We start from the raw sequence: 21,578 nt of genomic DNA on the forward strand, positions 1-21,578 counted from the left end.
ATGGCTCGCGGCCGGCTGACCGGCATTGAAATGTTACCGGAGGCCTGCGCGCCCATCGTCGCCTGGGCGGCTGGCGAGTTGCAGAACCGCGAGCGCTCGCAGACCGAGATCTACAAAGATTTCGTGTCTAAGCTCGAAGGCCTCGCGCAGGAGTATCGGGGCGAACTGGAATTCACCATTCCCTCCTTTACCGCGTTCAATCGCTATTCGATCAAATTGGCGACATTGACGCAGCGGCTTAATGACACCCGCGAAATTGCCGCCACACTCGCCGACAAGTTCGATGCAAAGGCATCCGATGACCTGACACTTATCGCGGCCGAGGCAATCAAAACCCTCATCTTCGAACTGCTCACGAACGCGGGCGAAGCGGGGATCGATGCCAAGGGTGCGATGTCGCTGGCGAACGCTCTACGGTCGGCAACGCAAGCGCAAGGTGCGTCCACCGCCCGCCGGCAAAAGGTCGAGAAAGAGTTCGGCGAGAAGGTCACCGAAGCCGTCCAGGCCGTCGCCAAAGCGAAGGGCATGTCGGCCGAGACGTCTGACGCAATCCTCGGGCAGATCCTCGGGGTACAGAAATGACGCCCTCGCTCGTGATCGGTTTTGCGCTTCCGGCCGTCGTTTTGCTGGTAGCCTTCGGTGTCGTCATGACCGTGCGCGCCGAAGAGAAAGAGCGTGCCGAATGGCAAAGTTACGTCGATGAAAACGACTGTCATGTTGTCGAAGTGGCGGAGGAGCAATCCAGTTCCACGATGAGCCCGTCAAAAGGGTTTGACGGAAAGTTGACGTTGAGCATCCACACGGTTCGCCTCGATGCGCGTGAATGCTGGCTTTGCCGTGATGGCATCCGGAGATGGAAGAAGAAGGGGCTCGCTCTGGACAAAACGAGGCCCCATAAATGAGCGCGCCGTTTTCAAAGGAAGAGTGGGCGGAAATCCGTCGCCAATCCACGGAAGTCCTCCCGGAGATCATCGACCAGGTCGGATTGCCGAAGGCGCTTTTGAGCTACCAAGGCAGCGCGATCGCGAAGCTGGAAAGCTCGACCTGCCACGTTCTTTTCATCGAGAAGAGCCGCCGTATCGGTCTCACCTGGGGATTTGCATCCTACGCGGTTTTGCGCGCCGGCCGCGCCAAGGATGCCGGCGGCATGGATGTGATGTACATCTCCTATAGCCAGGAGATGACCCGCGAGTTTATCGACGCCTGCGCGATGTGGGCTCGGGCATTTTCAACCGCCGCCCTTCAGATGGATGAATTCCTGTTCGACGATAGCGACGATGAAGGCATCCGCTCGATCCAGGCATTCCGCATTCGCTTTGCTTCCGGCTTCGAAATCATCGGTTTGTCGTCGGCTCCTCGATCGCTGCGCGGCAAGCAGGGCGTCGTCATGATCGACGAAGCCGCCTTCGTCGATAACCTGAAGGAGCTGCTGAAGGCGGCACTGGCGTTCCTGATGTGGGGCGGCCAGGTCGTGGTCTGCTCGACCCATAACGGCACGGAAAACGAGTTCAACATCCAGATCCAGGACATACTGTCCGGCCGCTCGTCCTATGACCATATGCACATCGATTTCGACGAAGCGCTGCAGCAAGGCCTTTACCAGCGCATCTGCCTTGTCACCAACAAGCCGTGGACGCCCGAGGCGGAGGCCGACTGGCGCGAGAACATCATCAAGTTTTACGGCGACGGCGCGGACGAGGAACTGTTTTGCATTCCGACCATGGGTACCGGAGCATGGTTGACCGGTCCGCTGATCGAAGCCCGCATGACATCGGACGCGCCGGTGCTACCGCTCGACCTGCCCGTCGATTTCCTGCACCTGCCTGCGTTGACGCGCCAAGGCCTGCTGGCAACTTTCATGGCCGACCTGGAAGCAGCGCTGGAAAAGCTGGACCCGAACCAGATGCACGCCTTCGGTTTCGACTTTGCGCGCGTAGCCGACTTGTCAGTCGGTACCTTGCTCTCGATCGACAAAACCCTGAAGCGCACCAGCGCCCTGACCTTCGAACTTCGCGCCGTGCCTGGTGACGAACAGAAGATGATTACCAAGACGGTGCTGACGGCCGCGCCGCGTCTGGTCGGGGCTGCCTTTGATGCTACGGGCATGGGTTGGACCGTCGCAGAAGACATGGGCCGTCATTTCAGCCTGCGCGACAAGGATCATCCCGCAGGTTTGGTGCATGCCATCAAGTTCTCCCAGGACTGGTATCGTGTGAACATGCCGCCCCTTAAAACGGCGTTTGAAGACGATGCGATCGCCATTTCCAAAAATGATGACCATCTGTCCGATCTCCGCCTGGTGAAGGTGATCCGAGGCATTCCGAGCATTCCCGATTCGCGGACGGGCGAGACCAACAAAAAACGGCACGGCGACTATGCGATCGCGCTGGCGTTGGCCCACTTTGCCAGCCGCATGCAGTGGCATGAGTATGGCTATCGGTCAGCATCGGCTGCTGGGACGAGTGGCGAGCAGAGCGTTGCCGATCGCGAATTCGCAAGGCGGAAAAGCGAGGGAGGTAGCAATTTTCGGATGCGCTCCATGCGTGGAGCCGGAGGAACATTCCATTGACGAAACTCATCGACCAGTGGGGAAACCCTATCAGCACAGCGGCGCTGAAACAGGAACAGGCAACTGTCACCACCGGCAGTATTCGCCGTCCGCGCACTCATGACGAGGCGTCGAACCTCACTCCGGTTCGGCTCGCACGCTTGCTGAAGTCCAGCGTGAATGGAGATCCGGAGGCATACCTTACGCTCGCTGAAGATATGGAGGAGCGCGATCTCCATTATGCGGGCGTACTCAGTGCCCGCAAGCAACAGGTGGCAGGACTTGAAATCACCGTCGAACCGGCCAGCGAAAAGGCCGTCGATGTCGACAATGCCGACATGATCCGTAAGTTCGTCGCTCGCGACGCATTCGAAACCGAGCTGATCGATGTCCTCGATGCTGTGGGCAAGGGATTCTCCGGAACCGAAATCTTATGGGAGACCTCGGAAAGCCAGTGGCAGCCCCGTGAGCTGAAGTGGCGGGATCCACGTTGGTTCCGGTTTTCCCCCGAGGACGGCGAAACACCTTTGCTGCGCGACAACGGCGCTGACCTGCCGCTCGCGCCGTATAAGTGGATCTTCCATACGGCGAAGGCCAAATCCGGTCTGCCGATCCGAGGCGGCATCGCGCGTGCTGTTTGCTGGACCTATCTGTTCAAGTCGTTCACCGGCAAGGACTGGGCGATTTTCTGTGAGGCATACGGCCAGCCGCTCAGGCTAGGGAAATGGGGCGAAGGGGCATCAGAGAAAGACAAGGATGTCTTGCTTGAAGCCGTGATTAATATCGGCACGGATTATGCGGCGATCGTTCCGCAGTCGATGACGGTCGAGTTCATCAAGGCCGATGTTTCCGGAAGCCTCGAACTCTATGAACGCCGTTCTGATTGGCTCGATCGGCAGGTGTCAAAGGTGGTCCTCGGGCAAACCGGGACCACGGATGCGATCGCGGGCGGCTATGCTGTCGGCAAGGTTCACAACGGCACGAAGAGCGACATAGAGAGATCGGACGCAAAGCAAACGGCGGCATCGTTAAATCGCGACCTGGTCAAGCCGTACATAGATCTGAACAAGGGACCACAGAAAGCTTATCCGAAAATCAAGATCGGCCGGCCGGAGGAGATGGACACCGAAAAATTCATGAAGAACGTCGAGATCTATGTTGGCCTGGGCGGCAAGGTTGGCATGGCCTTCATCGGCGGCAAGATCGGTGTGCCTACGCCGAAGGAAGGCGAGGAGCTGCTCCAGGGCGGCGCGAAGCCCGAGCTGATGGAAGACGATCCGTCAGCTGACAAGACGAAGCCAACGCCGCCGAAGATCCGCGCCGCTCACCGCGTCGCTTCAACCGCCGGCGCAAAGGACGCGATCGACCGCTCTGTCGACGCGATCGTGTCGGAGGACTGGGAGCCGATGGTTGCTCCGATGATTAACGGCCTGGAAGAGAAGATCGCGGGCGCTGCCACGTTGGAAGAAGCCCGAGGCCTGCTGGCGGACCATTTCGCGTCCATGGATGTCACCGTGCTTGCCGACACGCTCGCGCGCGCCGCCTTCGCCAGCCGCCTAGCCGGCGAGTATGACGAAGACATCAGCGGGGCTTGAGCGTGGGAATCGAAATCAAGCCCCTCGCACCAAAGGATGCCATCGCAGCCTATGAGGCCCGTCGCGGCCGGCTGACGGAAAGTTTCTCCTGGCAGGATCTGTTCGAGGCCGAACACGCAACACAGTTTACGGTCGCCAAGTCGGCCGGGTTTGACGTCCTGGGCGATATCGACGCCGCCATGGTGCGCGCGATCGCCGAGGGGCGAACGCTCCGGCAGTTTTCAAAGGAGCTTCAACCGGTCCTTGAAGCCAAGGGATGGTGGGGCAAAAAGCTGGTGACGGACCCGCTGAGCGGCGACTTGGTCGCGGCGCAGCTCGGCAGCACCCGCCGCCTCGAAACCATCTTCAACGTCAACATGCGCGTTTCCTATGCTGCTGGCCACTGGGCAAGCTTCGAGCGCAATAAGGTGGCGCGGCCGTTTCTGCGCTACGTCACCATGGCCGACGACCATGTCCGGCCGTTGCATAAACTGCGGCATAATCTGGTTTTGCCCGTCGATCATCCCTATTGGAACCTATGGGCACCGCCTTGCGGTTGGGGATGCCGCTGTACGCTGCAGAGCCTCTCGCAGCGCGATATCGACCGGCTCCAGCGCCAGGGCGAAAAGCTCAATTTCGACCCGCCGGAAAACACGTTCCGCAATTTCGTCAATCGGCGCACTGGCGAGATCGTCCGCGTTCCCGATGGCATCGATCCGGGCTGGGCATACAATCCCGGCAAGGAAGGCTACAGCGCCTTGAAGGCGGCGGAGAAGCTGATCAATGCGCCTGTCGATATGGCGGCGCAAGCTGCCCGCGTGCCCGATTGGCTGCAGCGGCCGTCAGCTTCCGAGTTTCCAAAATGGTTCGACGAAGCGGCGGGCGGCGGCGCAATCGAACCATCGACGGTAGTGGCCGGCGTCCTCGATCGCGAGGTGCTGACTGGATTGCGCCTTGCTGGCATCGAGCCGCAAAGTGCTGCCATCACGCTTTCGGCAAAGACCACTCGACATATGCTCCGCGACTTCAAGGGTGCGAAAGGCCGGTCGGTACCGATGGCGCTGCTACGCCAGCTGCCGGAGCTGATCGCCGATCCGCAGGCCGTGCTGCTCGATCTGCGCGACAACGGCATGCTGTATGTGTTCGGGACACCCGGCGGCGATCGCGGCAAGATCGTCGTGCGGCTCGACTTTGCCGAGAAGGTGCGCCCACCCAGCGGCAAGGCCGAGACGATCATCGCCAACTCGATCCGGACGGCGGGAACCGTCGAGCGGCACATGCTTCTCGATGTGAATTTCTACCGGGTGATCTGGGGTGTCCTGTGACCGTCAAGGGGGTACGCCACTTTCCCCGTAAGAGTGGATCGCCTTTCGACGAAGCACCCAACCGGACCTGCGATTTCCCGGTTGCCATGACGGCCACAACGGCAAGATAGCATTTCAGCAGCCAAGTTTCAAACGTCGGTCAGGAGGGGCACAGGAGGACAGTGAGGCACGGTAGATGGCCGGTGACCGCTGACAGACCCCAAAAGCGCGCCCACGGCCTTCAAAACTACTTTAACGGCGAAGCATATATTGGATTGCCGGTCGGGATCGACCGGTCTATGTGTTGGTTCTCCCCCAACACTTGTTTTGAGTTCGGTCGTACCGTTTTGCGTACGGGGACTTGCTGGCCGCGTCGCCCTTAGATGCGGGAATGAAAAACGCTCTCGCCGCCCTCCTTGCAGGATCTCTTCTGTCCGCTCACGCCTCGGCTTTGACCGAAGCTGCAGCGACCGATGGTGCGTGGATCCTACTGATCCCCGCCGGAACGTTTTCCGGCCGCGATGGCCGTGGCCCATATCACGCTGGCGATCGCACCCGGCTTGAAACGATCGCCGCACAGACCCGAAGCTTCGCAGGGCCTCTCGATCTCGTCATCGACTACGAGCACCAGAGCATCAACGCCCTGGAGAACGGAAAGCCTGCGCCTGCTGCCGGGTGGATCAAGGAAGTCCAGGCGCGCGACGATGGCCTGTATGGCCGCGTGGAATGGACGGCCAATGCGTCGGCCGCAATCGTCGCCAAAGAATATCGCTATCTCTCGCCGGTCTACTTCCACACGGAAGCCGGCGACATCCTGGCGCTCCAGAATGCGGGTCTCACCAACAATCCGAACCTGCATATGGCGGAAGTTTCCGCCCACTCCGTCTTTCGATCCACCAACGAGGTTCCCATGAAAAACATACTTGCCGCCCTCGGTCTTGCCGACGGCGCGAGCGAGGCTGATGTGCTGACCGCCATCAACTCGCTTCTGACAAGCTCGACGGCAATTGCCGTCGCCGCCGGCCTGACCAAGGACGCCGCTCCGGCTGTCGTCCTGACCGCCGTCAATTCCGCCTTCGCCGACCGTAAAGCGATCGCCACGGCGACGGGCAAAGCAGAAAGCGCCGCCGGCGATGAACTGGTTACTGCCGTTCGCTCGGCTATGACCATGGGAGCTCCGGATCCGACAAAGTTCGTGCCGATCGAACAGGTCTCGGCCATGCAGACCGACCTGAAAGCACTCAAAGACCGCATGGCCGCCGGTGATGCCGATGCCGAGGTCGGCCAGGCGATCAAGGATGGCAAGCTTGCACCGGCGCTGAAGGATTGGGGCATTTCGATGCACAAGGCCGATCCCGCCGCATTCAAAGCCTTCGTCGAGAATGCGCCGGTCCTGACCTCGGCCCAGCGGACGGCAACGGCCAACCCGCCGAAAAAGGAAGAGGGCGATCTGTCTGAACATCACCGCAGACTGGCGTCGGCCATGGGCATCGATCCCAAGGAGTACGCCAAGACGCTCGCCGCTGAAGCGGCCGCAGAGGAGAACGACTGATGGCAGCGCTCACCAAAGGCCGCAACACGCCCGAACGGGCGTCGCACAGCCGCCGGGCTTTCCCGGTGAAGGCCGGCGTCCAGCTGTTCCCCGGCGCGCAGGTCGCCGTCGATAGCAGCGGACGCGCCGTTCCGATGACGACGGCGCTCGCGCTGCGCGGCATCGGCCGCTCTCCTGCCCTCTACGACAACCGCCTGGGCGCTGATGGTGCCCTGACGGCCGAGGTCGAGGCCGGCACCTTCGTCTTTGCCAATTCGGCCGGGGCTGACGAAATCACCAAGGCGGATGTTGGTAACGATTGCTACGGCGTCGATGACCAGACGGTTGCAAAGACCTCCGCCTCGAACACCCGCTCGATCGCGGGCAAAATCTTCGACGTGACCGCCGAGGGCGTGTCGGTCCGTTACTCCTAAGGGGCACCCATGAAGATCAATTCAGCCAATCTCGAAGGTCTGCGCGTCGGTTTCAAAACCAATTTCCAGCGCGGGCTTTCGGTCACCACCTCCGACTATAAGCGCATCGCCACCGTTATTCCGTCTGATTCCGGCGAAGAAAAATACGGCTGGCTCGGCAAGATCCCGAACGTCCGTGAATGGATCGGCGATCGCCTCATCCAGAACCTGATGGAGCATGACTACGCCATCAAGAACAAGGATTGGGAACTGACCATTGGTGTCGATCGCAACGACATCAAAGACGACAAACTGAAAACCTATGGTCCACTGTTCGAAGAAATGGGCCAGTCAACCGGCTCGCACGCCGATCGGCTCAGCTTCGCAATCCTGAAACTGGGCTGGGCGAACAAATGCTATGACGGCCAGTACTACTTCGACACCAACCACCCGGTGCTCGATGAAGCCGGCAACGTGTCGATGGTCGCCAATACCAACGGCGGTGCTGGCGCGCCTTGGTTCCTGATGTGCTCAAAGCGCGTCTTGAAGCCGGTTATCTTCCAGGAGCGCGAGCCTTGGGAATTCGTCTCGAAGGACGATATCCGCGACGAAAACGTCTTCACGAAAAAGCAGTTCGTCTATGGCGCCGACGCCCGCCACAACGTCGGTTTTGGCTTCTGGCAGTTTTGCTACGGCTCCAAACAGCCACTCACTGCCGCCAACTATGACACGGCGCGCACCGCCATCATGTCGATGAAGGGTGACTACGGCCGGCCGCTGGGCCTGACGCCGGATCTGCTCGTTGTCAGCCCGACGCTGGGCGGCGCTGCTCGCAAGCTCATCAACAGCGAGAACGCTGCCAACGGCGAGACCAACGAGTGGAGAGGCACCGCCGAAATCTTCGAAACCGCCTGGCTCGCTTGATCCTCTCCCAAGACTGAAGCTCTCCCGGTTCGCCGGGAGGGTCTTTCGAGGCGGGCCGGTGATCGGCCCTCTTCGCAAGACCCTTCGAAAGGAACGCTCAATGCCCCCGAAGAAAACCAATTCCAGCGCGGCAACTCCGGTGATCATCATCGATGGAACGCCGCAGGAAGATGCCTCGATCGCAAATGGCGAGGGATCAATCCCGACAGGTTCGAGCGGTCCTGTCGGGACCAATTCAACCATACCCCCGGAGAGCGCGACGTCCGGAGAGGCTGGCGATCCGGCCAGCCTCTCGCAGGACGGCGTGACCTTCGATCTCGCGGCCGCTCTCCTCGCGACCGGATGCACCGACTTCGAAAACCTTGTCGATATGGCCAAAGTCGGCATTGCGCTGATGAACGCCATCGCTACTCACACTGTCCTTGAAGGCCCTCTGAAGGACTGGTCGCCGGCCGAAAATCCGGCCGAAGTTGTCGGCGACCTGGTCGCGGAAATCGAGCTGCTGCAAGAGCAAGTCGCCAACCGTGAAAAGCAGTTTGCCGATACCGGGTCGGATGCGGAGATCGTGTCGTCGAAGGTAGCCATTGCTACTCCTCTCACAGAGGCATTGTTCGCCTCGTTTGAAGGTGGCCTATCTGGTGACCGTCCGTCTCTGTTCCGGATCTCGGCCAAGACCGAAGGCTATTGGCGTGGCGGCGTTTGCCACTCGGCAGACCCGATCGACCACGCATTTTCGGATCTGACGCCCGAGCAGCTGGAAGAGATGCTCGCTGACCCGGCAATGTCGGTCGAGCTTGTCTGATGGGCTATGCGACCAAACAGGATCTGATCGACCGGTTTACCGAAAAGGAGCTGATCCAGCTCACGGACACGGTGAACCGGCCGGCCACCACGATTGACGACACGCCCGTCAACCGGGCGCTTGGCGATGCCGACGCGCTGATCGACGGTTATCTCGCCAAGCTCTACCGCCTGCCGCTGTCCGTCGTTCCGAAGGTGCTCACCAAGACCGCCTGCGATATCGCCCGCTACTACCTGCACGGCAAGGCAGCCGACAAGGACAGCCCGGTCACGACCGCATTCAAGCAGGCTGAAAGTTGGCTGAAGGATGTCGCGAAAGGCGTGGTGACGCTCGATGTTGAAGGCGTGGCACCTGTCCAGGCTGGCGGCGGCTCGGTCAAAGCCAGCGCGCCTGGTCGGATCTTCACCCGTGACAGTCTGAGGGAACTCTGATGGCCGCCGATCCGAAGGGCATCCGTCTCCTGGTCGATGACGAACAGGTTTTCGTCGGGCTGAATAGGCTCGATGCGGCGACGGGCAATCGGCAGGCAGCTGAAGCCGCGATCGCCGCCTACCTCGTGACATCGACCCAGCGCCGTTTTGAGCGCGGGATCGATCCTGATGGCAAGCCCTGGCAGCGCCTGAAGCCGCGCACCGCCGCGCGCCGGATCAATGGCCGCCCGCGTGGCTATGACAGCATCCTGCGCGTCACGCGGCGGCTGGAGCAGAGCATTGTTGGCGATGTCGAGAACCACGAGATCCGCGTCGGGAGCAGTGTCGAGTATGCGGCCATCCATCACCTGGGCGGCGAGATCAAGATGCCGGAGGGTCAACAGACGATTTACCAAAACTATGACGCCAAGGCCGACGTGCTCGATCCCCGCTTTCGCAAGCGCGGCCGGTCGAATTTCGCCCGCGATGTGACGGTCGGTGAACACTCGATCAAGATACCGGCGCGTCCATACCTCGGTCTGGATACCGAAGACCGCACCGAGATCCTCACGATCATCGAAGACCACTTCAAGCAGGAAGGTGGCCTGCAATGATTGCCGAGATCAAACAGCGCCTTCTCGAATCGGGAACCAAGTTCGCCCTGGTGGAAGGCGCGACCGAGCTTGCCCAGGTCAAAGACCGCCCGACCGCGTTACCGGCGGCTTATGTCATCCCGCTTGAGGAAGTGTCGTCGCCGAATAGTCGTGCGACGGGTCCGATCCTCCAGCGCACCGAAGCCGATATCGGCGTCGTCATTATTCTCGAAAACGTCGGCTCGGCCGATGGCGACGCCGTCACCGACGAACTCGAAACCGTCAAGAACTGGACGCGCCGGCAGCTGGTCGGTTTGGAAATCGGCGATGCCGATCCGATCGAGCACGTCGCGGGCGAGATCATCAAGGCCCGCAACGGCACCGTCTGGTTCCAGCACACATTTTCCGTCGCCTACTTCGAACAAGAGGAATGAAGGCATGAGCAAGCCCACGACGCCGACCTCCGGCGGACGGTACCAGCGCGATCCGAGGACAGGCGCACTTAGCCAGATCGAAGAGCCGACGCTGGCAGCGCCCAAGAAGGACGCGCCCGTCACCGAGGCCGAACCGGCATCCGCCATCATCGAGACACCTGGCGAAGAGCCGGGAAAGAAAGGCAAGTAAATGTCGCTTGGATTTCGCCGTTGGAACAAACTCGCCGCGCTGTTCAAGCGCGAGGCAACCTATGGCCAGGACAGCACGCCGCTGCCTGCCGATGCGCTGCTGTTCTCGAATGTAACCTTCACGCCGATGACGGGCGATCGCGTGTCACGCGATCTGATCCTGCCCTACCTCGGCAACCAGGGCGTCGTTCTCGCCGGCATCTACGCCCGGTTTGAGGGAGACATCGAGATCGCCGGTGCAGGTGCCGCCGGCACCATTCCCCGCTATGGCGCGTTGCTGCGCGCCGCTGGTTTTGCCGAGGTGGTGACGGCCGGTACCAAGGTCGAATACACGCTGATCGACGACAATCAGGACGCCGGGTCGCTCTACATCATCTCGGACAAGGTCAAACACATCCTTGTCGGTTGCCGGGTGAACATCGCGCCGAACTGGACTGCCAAGGGCATTCCGCGCTGGCGCGTTACGATCGTCGGTCTCCTGGGCGCGATTACCGATGTCGCGGTCATGCCGACCGTCACCAAAGCCGGCTGGACGAAGCCGCTGGTCGTTTCCAAGGCCAACACGCTTGTGACAATCCATGCCTGGGACGCGGTAGCTGAGAGCATTTCTGTCGACCTCGGCAATACGCTGACGCCACGCTTTCTGATCGGTGACGAGGTTGTTGCAATCAGCAATCGATCGACCACGGCGTCGGCAGTCGTCGAAGCCCGCGATCTGGCGGAGGTGAACTGGTTCGAGAAGGCCATCTCGAAAGAGGCCGACGAAGTGACGATCCAGCACGGCACGGTCGCCGGCAACATCGTCGAGCACATCATGGCAGCCGTCGAGATCAGCGAGCCGACGCAGGGCCAGACGGACGGCATCATCAACTACACGATCCCGATGGACGTGACGCCGATCAACGGTCTCGACGAACTGAAAATCGTCGTTCGATAGGAGGTCCACCCGATGATCATCGTCCTTGAATTCATCTTCCAGGATTTCTGGCACTGGCTGGGCACCCTTCTTCTCGTCGTTGCCATGGCTGGCATCGTCGGCCGCGTCCGGCGCTGACCTCAAAAGCGGCTTTCAAGGCCTCTTCAAACCCTCTCTGAAACAGGAAAACGCTCATGAATTTCTGCCTTGTCGAAACCTATCGCTACTGGTGGCCTGTCACTGTTTCCATTCCCGACCCGAAAGAACCGGGCAAGTTTGTCAAACAGAGGCTGAAGGTCGAGTTCGAAGCCGAGGATCGCGACGAAGCGATCGCGCGCATGGACGCCATTGCCGCCATGCCGCCGAAGGAACAGGCGGATCATGAATATGACGCCCTGAAGGCGATCGTGAAGAACTGGGACGACGTGATGGAAGCGGACCAAAAGACGCCCGTTCCCTATTCGCCGGAGAATTTCGAGAAGGCGATCAAGTTCAATTGGTTCCGCACGGCCATCTATCGCGCCTACGGCGAAAGCATGAGCGGCGACGAAGCCCGCCTGGGAAACTGAAGGCGGCGGCGCGGGCCTGGGCCTTCGCCCGCTCCGGCCGCGCAGATCCCAGCACACCGGTCACCATCGACGAAACTATCGCAGAGCAGATGGCAGACCTCGGAACGGAGGTTGACGCCGAAGACATCGAGGGGCGCGCAAGCGTGAATTTCAAGATCTGGAACAGATCGGCGGAAAGCTGGCGGGCATGGATGGCCTGCGATACGCAGTGGAACGCCACCGGCGCTGGACTTGCCGGGCTGGTCTGGGTCGGCCTGAACTACGCCGGTGTCGATGTCGTTTTGCGCCGGCTCAAGTTCAACGATGCCGTTTTTCCTGATGTCATGATCATGGAAGGCGCTGCCCTCGGTGCGTTTGCGGAGCGGCCCGAATGACCAATCTGCCTAAATTCGCGATGGTATTCACCGCCGACGCAAAGCCGCTCGAGGCCGCGACTGCCGAAGTGAAAAAAGACCTGGGCGCGGTTTCCACCGAAGCCGCCCAGGCATCGACCAGTCTTGAGAAGCATACCGCCGCCCTGGAGCGTGATGCCACTGCTGCCCGCAAGGCTGCGGATGCGCAGCGCGATCTTGCGGCGGCCGAGAAGGCGGCCCGCGAACAGGTTGAACGGGCGACCGGCGTGCGGCCTTCGACCGCTGGCGGTCCGATCCAGCCCCAGCAAATCCCAAACCGTCCGACGCCAACCTATCCGACGACAAGCAATCCGACACCGACAACCCCCCAGCCTGGCACACCGGCACCTGGCGGGCTCTCTCCGCAGGAGATCGATGATCGCCGGGCCCGCTATATCCCGCTCTATGCCGCCCAGCGTGACTACCAGCGCCAGCTTGCCGAGATCCAGAAGGACGAGCAGCGAGGCGTCCTGTCGGCCTCCGAAAGCTCCGCTGCCTCCGGGAAGCTGACAACGTCCTACGAGCGCCAGGTCGAAGCCATCAAGCGGGCCGATCCGGCATTGCGGGCGCATGGCGAGAATATGAAGCTAGCCTCGCATGAGGCCAAGAACCTGACCTACCAGATCAACGACACGGTGCAGTCGTTGGCTCTTGGCATGCCGATTTCGCAGGTGTTCCTGCAGCAGGGTCCGCAGATCATCCAGATTTACGGCGGCGTCGGAAACACGATGAAGGCGCTGACGGCCGCGCTGACACCTGCACGTCTCGCAATGGGCGGCGTGTCAGCACTTGCCATCGCCGGTGCGCTCGCCTGGAACGACTATCTCGGCGCGATGAAAGAAGTCGAGACGGCTGCTTCCGGCCTCGGCCGCGCAACAGCCGGGTCAGGCTCTTCGATGGAGGCTGCAGCGCACGCGGGAGCGGATGCGGCTAATATTTCGGTGTCGGCTGCCCGATCGATGGAAGTCCAGTTCCTGCGCACCGGCAAGATCGGTTCCCAGAACTTCGAGCAACTGATCGGGATATCGAAGGACTTCGGCGTAACACTCGGCATCGGCGCTGAAGACGCCGGCGCAAAACTCTCCGAAATGTTTGCGGATCCCGCCAAGGCTGCCGACACCCTCTATCGCCAGTATGGTCTGATCAACGGATCAACCGCAGAATATGCCCGCCGGCTGGCCGCGCAAAACGATCTTTCCGGCGCGCAGCGCGTCCTGCTCGATGCCTTGCCGTCTCGCCTTGCCGATGCAAGCGAAGCCACGACCGCTCTCGGCCGTGCCTGGGCGTCGGTTGCGAACGGGGCTTCGAACGCCTGGGAGGCAATCGGCCGTGGCGTCAATACGGCCATCGAGGGACCGACGCGGGACGAGCGGATCAAGGAACTCCAGGCGGCGCGTGCGCGGTTCGCACCGACCACATCTTCCTTTATCCTCGGCACTCTCAATGGCGGTTCCGATAAGTTCGAACGGGCCCAGGCGGAATTGCAGATCCTGCAGGCGCAACGTCGGCAGCAGGAAGAGGATGCCGAGCGGGTCCGCGCTCTCAACCAGCGCCGCGCGGCCAGTACAGTAGCCATCGGCATTGCCGAGCAATCCCCGATCAATGCCTTCCAGCGCCAGCGGGAGGCTTTGGAAGATCGCCTGAAGGCTATACAAAGCGGCCCGGCTGTTGGCGGTGAAAGCGCCACCCAGCGCGAGATGACGGCCCGCGCGATCGACGCACAGACACGCGCCTTGAAAAGCCTCATCACCGAGGAAGAGAAAGCCGCCCGGTTAGGGGCGATCGATATTCGCATGCAGTCCGAGCGGAACGCTACCGTTCGGGCCGAAATCGCGGCTTCCCGCGTCCGGATCGAATTAGCTGGTCAGGAAGTCGATGTGGAGGCGCGTGCCGCCAACGCCCGCAGGCAGGTTCTCGACCAAGCGGCGGCCGACGAAACCCGCTCTCGGGAGACCCGCGTTCGTTCGCTCGATGCCATGGTGGAACGCCAGCGGTTCGAAGTCTCGCTGTTGGGAAAGACGGCACTGGAGCAGGAACGCCTGCGCACAGAGTACGATCTGACAGCCCAGGTGAAGGAAGACGCGTTCGCGCGGGGCAAGTCGGCCGACACAGAAGAACTGAAGAACATTCGCGACAAGGTCGCCGAGTACGGTCGGTTGAAGGCGGCGATCGAAGCCGCAACGCTCGGCAGACAGCGCGGTGCGGTCATCAACAGTCCAGCCGACGACGAACGCGTTGCCTACCTCAATCAATCCGCCGAACAGGGGCGCATCCGTGAGGAAGCCGCGATCCGTCGCGCCGGTCTCCACGCACGCTCTCCAGCAGAGCTGGCGGCTGTTGCCCGTCGCGAGGCGGAACTTGTAGTTGATCCCAAAGAAAACGGACAAACCCGCAATCTTCGCATCGAGACCGCTGGCAAAGATGCTTTGGAGCGCGCCGAAAAGTCACTTTCCGATGCCCAGAAAGAACGGGCCAGATCGCTCGACCAGACGATTGCAGGCCAGCGTCTGGAACTGGAGCTGATCGGCAAAACAGCTGGCGAGACCGAACGCCTCCGGATGCAATTCAACCTAACCGCACAGCTGCGCGAGGAGGCATTCCGTACCGGCCGCAAAATCGACGAAACCGAACTGGCAGCGATCCAGAAGAAGTCAGCAGAGTACGGCAAGCTTGCCGACCAGGTCGCGCGCGCGCGGTTCTTCGACGATCTACAGTTTGAACAGGACCAGCTGCTTCGCTCGGGTAGTGAACAGAATATTGCCGAGCAGCTGCGCAGCGCCGGTCAGCCGATCGACTTCTCATCGGCCGAGGCATCTGCAATCCGCCTGACCGAAGCCCTGAAGGAACAAAGGGCAGCGTGGGAAGATGTTCGCGATATCGGCCGCGACGCGATCGACAGCCTCTCTGATTCCGCACTCGGCGGTTTCAAAGACATTGAGAGCACTTTCAAAGACATCGGGAAGGACATTCTCGGCGAGTTGAACACCCTCGCGATCAAGAACCCTATCAAAAACGCGATCTATGGTGATGCCAATCCGACAATGGCGAGCGTCGGTGGCCTGGGCGGATTTTTCGGCATCCTGGCCGGCGGCAAGAACCCGGCAATGGCAGGGACGGCGCAAGCCGTCGGAGCTATGACGGTTTCCGCCGGCACGGTGATGATCAACGGCGGTGTCGCCGGTGGCGCCGGTGGCCTTCCAGGTCTCTTCAAAACCGGTGGCAATGCTTCACTTGCCGCAGCCGGCCAGACCCAAACCGGCATTCCGCTTTCGGAGATCGCCGCCGCTGGTGGTTTGAAGGCCAAGGTCAGCTCGGAATACGCTCCGCGTTTTCAGGGACTCCTGAACGATCTGGAGGCCGCTGGCTACAATGTCAGCAGCCTTGGCGAAGGTGGTTACAGCTATCGAAAGGTCAAGGGCACCGACAACTTGTCGAAACATGCTTTCGGCGAGGCGCTCGATATCAACCCGAGACAGAACCCCTGGAGCAACAATTTCCAGAGCGATCTGCCAGCCAACGTCAACGACCTTGCGAAAAAGAACGGACTGACGTGGGGCGGCACTTGGAACAAGCCCGACACGATGCACTTTCAGGTGGACAAGACCGCCAACACGGCCTCGCTCGCGCTTGAAAAAATGGCGAGTGCCTCCGGTGCAGCGACCCAAGGCCTCGGCCAGTTCGGCGGCGGCCTCGGGCAATTTAGTCAGCAGCTGGTCAATGCCGCCAGCAGCGGCGGCAGCGCGGCTGGCGGAGGTCTCCTCGGTATCTTTGGAAAGATGATCGGCGGGATTTCGCCGACCAGCTCGATGTGGGCACCGAATACGACCTTTGGCAGCTTCCTGACCAACGGCTTCGATGTCGGCGGCTGGACCGGAAACATGGACACGAAAAAGGTTGCCGGTGTCGTCCACGGCCAAGAGTTTGTTGTGAATGCTCGCACCGTCGCCAAGCCGGGTGTCCGGGCTTTCCTAGAGGGTTTGAACGACAACAAGCCGGGGTACTACGACGGCGGATACGTCAGTGTCGGCCAGTCACCGGCCTATCCGCAGGCTACCTCTGGCGCGAACTCTGCTTCCGCGCCATCGACGACAACAATTCACAATTATAGCTCGGCCAGCATCGAGCACGAGGAAACCACCGACGAACGCGGTGGCCGCCATTCGGAGTTCACTATTGCCGACGCGATTGGTTCCGGCCTGGCCAAGCGTGGCGGCGGCGCTGAGCGGACAATGGGCAGGGTGTTCGGTGTCAAGCGCAAGAGGATTGCGCGATGATCCCGACTTGGCCCACAGAACTCCCTAGACCCGAGCGCAACACGTGGCAGAAGTCACCGCAAGAATCACGTCTGAAGCGGCGAACCGACGCGGGGCCAAACGGCTATCGCGGCCGCTTTTCATCGGTGGCCGAGTTGGTCAACCTGTCCATCCTGGTTGATCGCAATGGCAAGGCGATCTTTGACAACTTTCACCGATACAGCGTGAAGCGCGGTTCCAAGCCGTTTATGATGCCGGACCCGACCACGGACGGCTGGGCGCTTCTGACGAGCGCTGGGGAACCGCTTCTGACCAGCGGAGGCGTTCCGATCCTGCTTGCCGCGCGATGGCTCTGCTTGTTCGGCGACCAACAGCCCAGCGAGGCCATTGTCGGCGTTGAATTCCGGATCTCGTTTTCCGTGGCGGTGATGCCATGAGGAGGGTCTCACTCAATCAGCGGATTGCTAACGATAGTGCCTCCACGGAGGAGATTTACGCCGCACTGTTCTTCATCGATCACTCGTCACTGGCGAAACCCATCCGCCTCTCGACGGATAACACCGAGCGTCTCTCGTCCGATCCTTTGTACTACGGCACCCGCTCTACATGGATGACCGGCAATCCAATTGCAGATCCGTTCCTCTGGATTGTCGCTTCGACATTGCTGCCATCAGACATGGACGACGCGCCGGCGGCCGCCACGATTATCATCGAGAACGTCGATAACGAGATTGCCAAGCTTTTGCGCTCGTTCACGGATCTCGCCACCATGCATATCGCGGTCGTTTTGGCGTCCTCGCCGAACATGATCGAGGTCGAATACCGCGACCTGAAGATCGTCTCCCACGATCTTAATCCCGGTGAAGTGACGCTGCAGGTCTCCCGGCAGGATGTCGAGGAGGAAGACTATCCCGTCGATCGCATGACGAAGGACAAGTTTCCGGGGTTGCACCGATGACAGCGACCCATTGGACCAATGAATATGTCGGCATCCCATACCGTGAGTTCGGCCGCGATCGCGCCGGCTGCGATTGCTGGGGTCTCGCCTGCATCGCCTACGCCGAGCAGCTCGGCATCGTGTTGCCAAGCTATATCGGGGCATATGCGTCGGTTGAAGAACTGGCGGAACTGTCCGCCCATATCGGCGACGTCACCGGCAATGGCGTCTGGCGCCTAGTGGACGGCCTCGCTCGGCCGTTCGATCTCGCTGTCTTCCGGCGCGGCCGATACGACACCCATGTTGGCGTCGTGGTCAATCCGGGCCTAATGCTCCACATCGCCGCCGACGACCAGGCCAAGCTCGAGCACTACCACGCCGGCCGCTGGCATCATCGTTTGAACGGCGTTTACAGGCACCGTGAAATGACATCGAGGGCGGCGCGATGAACGCTCATTCCGGCACCATCTCTATTCTGGCCGCTCCGTTCGCCGATCCCGGTACCGGTCGCATCGACATGCACATGCCGGTTGGCAGCACGGTCGCCGCGATCGTCGAAGCAGCACTGCCGGGTGCCACGGCCCGCGACCTCGATTACTGCCGTGTTGCCTTGGTCTCCGACCTCGGCAGCATCATTGTAACCCGGCAGAGCTGGCACCGCGTCAAGCCGCGCGCCGGCGTTCGCGTCGTCGTTCGCATTATTCCCGGCAAGGATGCCCTCAAGTCGATCCTGCAGATCGTCGTCTCGGTCGCCGCCATTGCACTTGGTCAATTCTGGGCTCCTGCCTTGGTGAGCACACTGGGCATCTCCTCGCAGCTTGCCAGCGGCCTGATTGGTCTCGGCGTCACGGTGCTCGGCAACCTGTTGATCAACGCTCTGATCCCGCCGCCAAAGGTGGAGAGCCAAGAGCAGAAAGCAATCTTCTCAATTTCCGGGTGGAAGAACCCGCTGACGCCGAACGGCGTTGTTCCCGATATCCTTGGCCGTCTGCGCTACGCTCCGCCTTTCGGCGCAATGAGCTACACCGAGATCGTCGGCGACCAGCAGTATGTCCGCGCGGTTTTCAACTTCGGCTATGGCCCGCTGGCTCTGGACGATTTCCGCCTCGGTGACACCAGCCTGGCTGAATATGACGAGGTCGAGATTGAAGTTCGCCAGGGCCTGCCCGGTGATCTGCCGATCGCGCTCTACCCACGCCAGATAGTCGAAGAAACCATCGGTGCGGAACTGTCCCGGCCATATCCGCGTGATGACCTCGGCGAGATCATCAACGATAGCGACCCGCTGGAAAAGCCGGTAGTCCGCACCACCGGAGCCGATGCCAAGGGCGCTTCCATCATTGTTGGTTTCCCGGCCGGTGCATGCAAGCTCGACAAGAAAGGCAAGAAAAAGTCCATATCCATCGGCATTCGCATCCAGCAGCGTCTGGCCGGTGCGACGGAATGGCAGCTGGTTGACACACTCAGCGTCTCTGCTCGAAAGCTCGAAGGTTTCTTCAGGCAATACACTTGGGATTTCCCGGTGCGCGGCCGCTACGAGATCCAGCTCACACGCATGCGTCCGGAGGACACAGACGCCCAGGTGCAAAGCCGCACCTCATGGGTGGCCCTGCAGACCTTGCGGCCGGAATACCCGTTTGCGTTCTCCAAACCGATGGCACTGGTCGGCCTTCGTATCAAGGCGACCTATCAGCTGCAGGGCGCGCTCGACACCTTCAACGCCATCGCCTCGCGGATCTGCCCGGATTGGGATCAGGCCACAGGCACGTGGATCACGCGCGAGACCCGCAACCCGGCATCCCTGTTTCGCCACGTCCTGCAGAGCAAGGCCAACGCCCGCCCTGCGCTCGATAGCGGCATCGATCTCGACCAGCTGATCAGCTGGCATCGCTATTGCACCCTGAAGGGTCTGAAGTTCGACAAGGTGATCGACTACAGCGCCAAGCTCCGTGAAGTCCTTGCCGAGGTTGCTTCCGCTGGCCGTGCCAGCCCGCGTCATGACGGCATCAAGTGGGGTGTCGTCGTGGACCGGCCGAAAGATCTGGCGGTTACCGATCATGTCAATCCGCGCAACTCCTATCAGTTCGCTTCGAGCCGAAGCTACATCGATCCACCGCATGGTTTCCGCGTTCCGTTCCTCGACGCAACCAACGACTACCTGCCGGCCGAGCGTCTGGTTCCGTGGCCGGGCTATGCGGGTCCTGTCACGCTGACAGAGCAGCTCGACCTGCCGGGCAAAACCGACCCGAGCGAGGTCTGGAAAGAAGCGCGCCGGCGCATGTACGAATTGCTGCACCGCCCCGACAGCTACACTGTCATCCAGGATGGTGCTGCACGTGTCGCTACGCGCGGCGATCTGGTGATGGGGAGCTTCGACACTTTGGAGCGGACGCAGGTCGCGGCCCGCGTAAAGTCAGTCAACGGCAATCTGCTCGAGCTGGACGAACTGGTGACGATGGTTGCCGGGACAAACTACGCGATCCGGTTCCGCCACTATGCCAGCAACAGCGATCAGGTCGGCAGCAGTGTTGTGCGCCCCGTTGCGACCGTCGCGGGGGAGTTTGCCGCTGTCCGATTGACCGGCTCCGGTCTTGCCGCACCGATCGCTGGAGAGCTGGTGCATTTCGGCATTGCGCTCCAGGAGAGCCTTCCCCTGATTGTTACCGGCATCGAGGCGGGCGAGGACTTTGCCGGCGTCTATCGCATGGTCGATGCTGCACCGATTATCGATGATCTGACGGACGCCGAGGTTCCACCGGCATGGTCCGGTCGCATCGGAACAGAAATTGACCAGAGCCTGCTTGTTCCACTCACGCCACGCTTCACGTCGATTAGCTCGGGCCTGTCTGGCGCAGACGCGGCCAACGCCATTTCAATCCTGATCGAGCCGGGGACCGGAAGCGTTCCATCCTCGAAGTTCACCATTGAACACAGGATTTCCGGCGCCTGGACATCGGTCACCATTCCGGCTGGCAATGGCGGACTTGTCATCAGCAGCTATGCTAAGGGCAATGTCGTCCAGTTGCGTGCATTTGCCCTGTCCGCCAGTGGCAGGCCCAGCCCAACGTCCGCAACCGTATCGATCACAGTCGGCGCAGGCGACGCAGCCATTCCAACTGCCTTGAACTCCCCGGATATCGCTGTGGCGGCGTTGCTCGGCGGCGCGGTCATCACAGGATCCACGACGGATGATCCAAACACCGCCCAGGTGCAAGTCTACCGCTCGACCTCACCAACGCTCAACACCGCAACAGATCGCGTTGGAGAGCCTTACGCTGTCACACCGTCACGGTCTTTCAGCCTGCCGCTTGGCGATGCAACCCGCTCCAACCTGATTATCAACGGAGCCTTTGCAGCTGGTACCTGGACGCTAGGGACATGGACGATCGGCTCGGGTGTCGCATCGCACCCGGCCGGCGTGGCCGACGCCATCAGCCAAGCGCTGATGGGTGTCGCCACCGGCAAGTTCGTCCGGATTTACTTCAAGGTAACGGCAAGCACAGCCGGCACCGTTCGGCCGAGGATCTCGGGCGGGAGCAATCGCGATGGTGTCATCCGAACCGCGGTCGGCTCCTACAGTGACCGCGTCCAGACCGTTACCGGCAACAACGTCATCGGCATGCTGGCATCGGCCGACTTCGCGGGCTCGATCGATGACTTCGGTGCCTACGTCGAAACCGCGACCTGCCTTGCACAAGGGCTTCATTACATCTGGCTCGAACCGCAGAACGCCGATGGCGTTCCGGGTCCGATCGCCGGTCCTTTCACCGTGACTATCAGCTGAGGGCA

At 61.1% G+C, this 21,578-nt stretch carries 21 protein-coding genes; all 21 read left to right on the plus strand.

Going from position 1 to position 21,578, the window contains the following annotated elements; all coding sequences use genetic code 11:
• Nucleotides 1-582, plus strand: a complete 582-nt coding sequence (locus ACQY8Q_RS26535; protein WP_428429523.1) for a DUF3486 family protein — start codon at nt 1-3, stop codon at nt 580-582.
• Complete coding sequence (locus ACQY8Q_RS26540) at nt 579-902, plus strand: hypothetical protein (protein WP_428429525.1); 324 nt, start codon at nt 579-581, stop codon at nt 900-902. The genes ACQY8Q_RS26535 and ACQY8Q_RS26540 overlap by 4 nt, the downstream gene beginning before the upstream one ends.
• Nucleotides 899-2,569 carry a terminase large subunit domain-containing protein gene (locus tag ACQY8Q_RS26545; RefSeq protein ID WP_428429526.1) on the plus strand — a complete coding sequence of 557 codons (1,671 nt, stop codon included), beginning with the start codon at nt 899-901 and terminating at the stop codon, nt 2,567-2,569. Before ACQY8Q_RS26540 ends, ACQY8Q_RS26545 begins: the two co-directional genes overlap by 4 nt.
• Nucleotides 2,566-4,143, plus strand: a complete 1,578-nt coding sequence (locus tag ACQY8Q_RS26550) for a DUF935 domain-containing protein (RefSeq protein ID WP_428429527.1) — start codon at nt 2,566-2,568, stop codon at nt 4,141-4,143. The genes ACQY8Q_RS26545 and ACQY8Q_RS26550 overlap by 4 nt, the downstream gene beginning before the upstream one ends.
• 2 nt (nt 4,144-4,145) lie before the next feature.
• A complete protein-coding gene (locus ACQY8Q_RS26555) occupies nt 4,146-5,447 on the plus strand; it encodes a phage minor head protein (RefSeq protein WP_428429528.1) in 1,302 nt (433 codons plus the stop codon).
• A 370-nt stretch (nt 5,448-5,817) separates the two neighbouring features.
• Nucleotides 5,818-6,978 (plus strand): phage protease, encoded by a 1,161-nt coding sequence (locus ACQY8Q_RS26560; RefSeq protein ID WP_428429529.1) that lies wholly within the window; start codon nt 5,818-5,820, stop codon nt 6,976-6,978.
• A complete protein-coding gene (locus tag ACQY8Q_RS26565) occupies nt 6,978-7,391 on the plus strand; it encodes a hypothetical protein (RefSeq protein WP_428429531.1) in 414 nt (137 codons plus the stop codon). The genes ACQY8Q_RS26560 and ACQY8Q_RS26565 overlap by 1 nt, the downstream gene beginning before the upstream one ends.
• Before the next feature lie 9 nt (nt 7,392-7,400).
• A complete protein-coding gene (locus ACQY8Q_RS26570) occupies nt 7,401-8,294 on the plus strand; it encodes a Mu-like prophage major head subunit gpT family protein (protein ID WP_428429533.1) in 894 nt (297 codons plus the stop codon).
• Between the two features lie 100 nt (nt 8,295-8,394).
• Nucleotides 8,395-9,096 (plus strand): hypothetical protein, encoded by a 702-nt coding sequence (locus tag ACQY8Q_RS26575; protein ID WP_428429534.1) that lies wholly within the window; start codon nt 8,395-8,397, stop codon nt 9,094-9,096.
• Complete coding sequence (locus ACQY8Q_RS26580; RefSeq protein WP_428429536.1) at nt 9,096-9,527, plus strand: gp436 family protein; 432 nt, start codon at nt 9,096-9,098, stop codon at nt 9,525-9,527. Before ACQY8Q_RS26575 ends, ACQY8Q_RS26580 begins: the two co-directional genes overlap by 1 nt.
• On the plus strand, nt 9,527-10,120 hold the full coding sequence (locus tag ACQY8Q_RS26585; protein WP_428429538.1) for a phage virion morphogenesis protein: 594 nt from the start codon (nt 9,527-9,529) through the stop codon (nt 10,118-10,120). The genes ACQY8Q_RS26580 and ACQY8Q_RS26585 overlap by 1 nt, the downstream gene beginning before the upstream one ends.
• The gene (locus tag ACQY8Q_RS26590) at nt 10,117-10,533 is read left to right on the plus strand and encodes a phage tail terminator protein (protein WP_428429539.1); all 417 of its coding nucleotides are present in this window, start codon (nt 10,117-10,119) and stop codon (nt 10,531-10,533) included. Before ACQY8Q_RS26585 ends, ACQY8Q_RS26590 begins: the two co-directional genes overlap by 4 nt.
• A 4-nt stretch (nt 10,534-10,537) precedes the next feature.
• Nucleotides 10,538-10,723, plus strand: a complete 186-nt coding sequence (locus tag ACQY8Q_RS26595; RefSeq protein WP_428429541.1) for a hypothetical protein — start codon at nt 10,538-10,540, stop codon at nt 10,721-10,723.
• The gene (locus tag ACQY8Q_RS26600; RefSeq protein ID WP_428429542.1) at nt 10,724-11,659 is read left to right on the plus strand and encodes a phage tail tube protein; all 936 of its coding nucleotides are present in this window, start codon (nt 10,724-10,726) and stop codon (nt 11,657-11,659) included.
• Nucleotides 11,660-11,832: 173 nt separating this feature from the next.
• Entirely contained in the window at nt 11,833-12,207 is a 375-nt protein-coding gene (locus tag ACQY8Q_RS26605) for a hypothetical protein (RefSeq protein ID WP_428429543.1), read from the plus strand.
• A gap of 89 nt (nt 12,208-12,296) precedes the next feature.
• Entirely contained in the window at nt 12,297-12,581 is a 285-nt protein-coding gene (locus ACQY8Q_RS26610) for a DUF1799 domain-containing protein (RefSeq protein ID WP_428429545.1), read from the plus strand.
• Nucleotides 12,578-16,873: a phage tail length tape measure family protein gene (locus ACQY8Q_RS26615; RefSeq protein ID WP_428429546.1), complete on the plus strand. Its 4,296-nt coding sequence runs from the start codon at nt 12,578-12,580 to the stop codon at nt 16,871-16,873. Before ACQY8Q_RS26610 ends, ACQY8Q_RS26615 begins: the two co-directional genes overlap by 4 nt.
• Nucleotides 16,870-17,289 carry a hypothetical protein gene (locus ACQY8Q_RS26620; RefSeq protein WP_428429547.1) on the plus strand — a complete coding sequence of 140 codons (420 nt, stop codon included), beginning with the start codon at nt 16,870-16,872 and terminating at the stop codon, nt 17,287-17,289. Before ACQY8Q_RS26615 ends, ACQY8Q_RS26620 begins: the two co-directional genes overlap by 4 nt.
• Complete coding sequence (locus ACQY8Q_RS26625; RefSeq protein ID WP_428429549.1) at nt 17,286-17,810, plus strand: hypothetical protein; 525 nt, start codon at nt 17,286-17,288, stop codon at nt 17,808-17,810. The genes ACQY8Q_RS26620 and ACQY8Q_RS26625 overlap by 4 nt, the downstream gene beginning before the upstream one ends.
• Nucleotides 17,807-18,238, plus strand: a complete 432-nt coding sequence (locus ACQY8Q_RS26630; RefSeq protein WP_428429550.1) for an NlpC/P60 family protein — start codon at nt 17,807-17,809, stop codon at nt 18,236-18,238. Before ACQY8Q_RS26625 ends, ACQY8Q_RS26630 begins: the two co-directional genes overlap by 4 nt.
• Nucleotides 18,235-21,573 carry a host specificity protein J gene (locus ACQY8Q_RS26635; protein ID WP_428429552.1) on the plus strand — a complete coding sequence of 1,113 codons (3,339 nt, stop codon included), beginning with the start codon at nt 18,235-18,237 and terminating at the stop codon, nt 21,571-21,573. The genes ACQY8Q_RS26630 and ACQY8Q_RS26635 overlap by 4 nt, the downstream gene beginning before the upstream one ends.
• Nucleotides 21,574-21,578 lie beyond the last annotated feature (5 nt).

Source organism: Pararhizobium sp., assembly GCF_965279435.1.
Lineage (GTDB): Bacteria > Pseudomonadota > Alphaproteobacteria > Rhizobiales > Rhizobiaceae > Pararhizobium.

Coding starts and splice junctions, on each gene's coding strand:
- ACQY8Q_RS26585 (WP_428429538.1), top strand. CDS start 9,527: ATGGCCGCCGATCCGAAGGGCATCCGTCTCCTGGTCGATGACGAACAG.
- ACQY8Q_RS26630 (WP_428429550.1), top strand. CDS start 17,807: ATGACAGCGACCCATTGGACCAATGAATATGTCGGCATCCCATACCGT.
- ACQY8Q_RS26635 (WP_428429552.1), top strand. CDS start 18,235: ATGAACGCTCATTCCGGCACCATCTCTATTCTGGCCGCTCCGTTCGCC.
- ACQY8Q_RS26545 (WP_428429526.1), top strand. CDS start 899: ATGAGCGCGCCGTTTTCAAAGGAAGAGTGGGCGGAAATCCGTCGCCAA.
- ACQY8Q_RS26565 (WP_428429531.1), top strand. CDS start 6,978: ATGGCAGCGCTCACCAAAGGCCGCAACACGCCCGAACGGGCGTCGCAC.
- ACQY8Q_RS26615 (WP_428429546.1), top strand. CDS start 12,578: ATGACCAATCTGCCTAAATTCGCGATGGTATTCACCGCCGACGCAAAG.
- ACQY8Q_RS26590 (WP_428429539.1), top strand. CDS start 10,117: ATGATTGCCGAGATCAAACAGCGCCTTCTCGAATCGGGAACCAAGTTC.
- ACQY8Q_RS26610 (WP_428429545.1), top strand. CDS start 12,297: ATGGCAGACCTCGGAACGGAGGTTGACGCCGAAGACATCGAGGGGCGC.
- ACQY8Q_RS26535 (WP_428429523.1), top strand. CDS start 1: ATGGCTCGCGGCCGGCTGACCGGCATTGAAATGTTACCGGAGGCCTGC.
- ACQY8Q_RS26600 (WP_428429542.1), top strand. CDS start 10,724: ATGTCGCTTGGATTTCGCCGTTGGAACAAACTCGCCGCGCTGTTCAAG.
- ACQY8Q_RS26575 (WP_428429534.1), top strand. CDS start 8,395: ATGCCCCCGAAGAAAACCAATTCCAGCGCGGCAACTCCGGTGATCATC.
- ACQY8Q_RS26540 (WP_428429525.1), top strand. CDS start 579: ATGACGCCCTCGCTCGTGATCGGTTTTGCGCTTCCGGCCGTCGTTTTG.
- ACQY8Q_RS26620 (WP_428429547.1), top strand. CDS start 16,870: ATGATCCCGACTTGGCCCACAGAACTCCCTAGACCCGAGCGCAACACG.
- ACQY8Q_RS26580 (WP_428429536.1), top strand. CDS start 9,096: ATGGGCTATGCGACCAAACAGGATCTGATCGACCGGTTTACCGAAAAG.
- ACQY8Q_RS26595 (WP_428429541.1), top strand. CDS start 10,538: ATGAGCAAGCCCACGACGCCGACCTCCGGCGGACGGTACCAGCGCGAT.
- ACQY8Q_RS26560 (WP_428429529.1), top strand. CDS start 5,818: ATGAAAAACGCTCTCGCCGCCCTCCTTGCAGGATCTCTTCTGTCCGCT.
- ACQY8Q_RS26625 (WP_428429549.1), top strand. CDS start 17,286: ATGAGGAGGGTCTCACTCAATCAGCGGATTGCTAACGATAGTGCCTCC.
- ACQY8Q_RS26605 (WP_428429543.1), top strand. CDS start 11,833: ATGAATTTCTGCCTTGTCGAAACCTATCGCTACTGGTGGCCTGTCACT.
- ACQY8Q_RS26570 (WP_428429533.1), top strand. CDS start 7,401: ATGAAGATCAATTCAGCCAATCTCGAAGGTCTGCGCGTCGGTTTCAAA.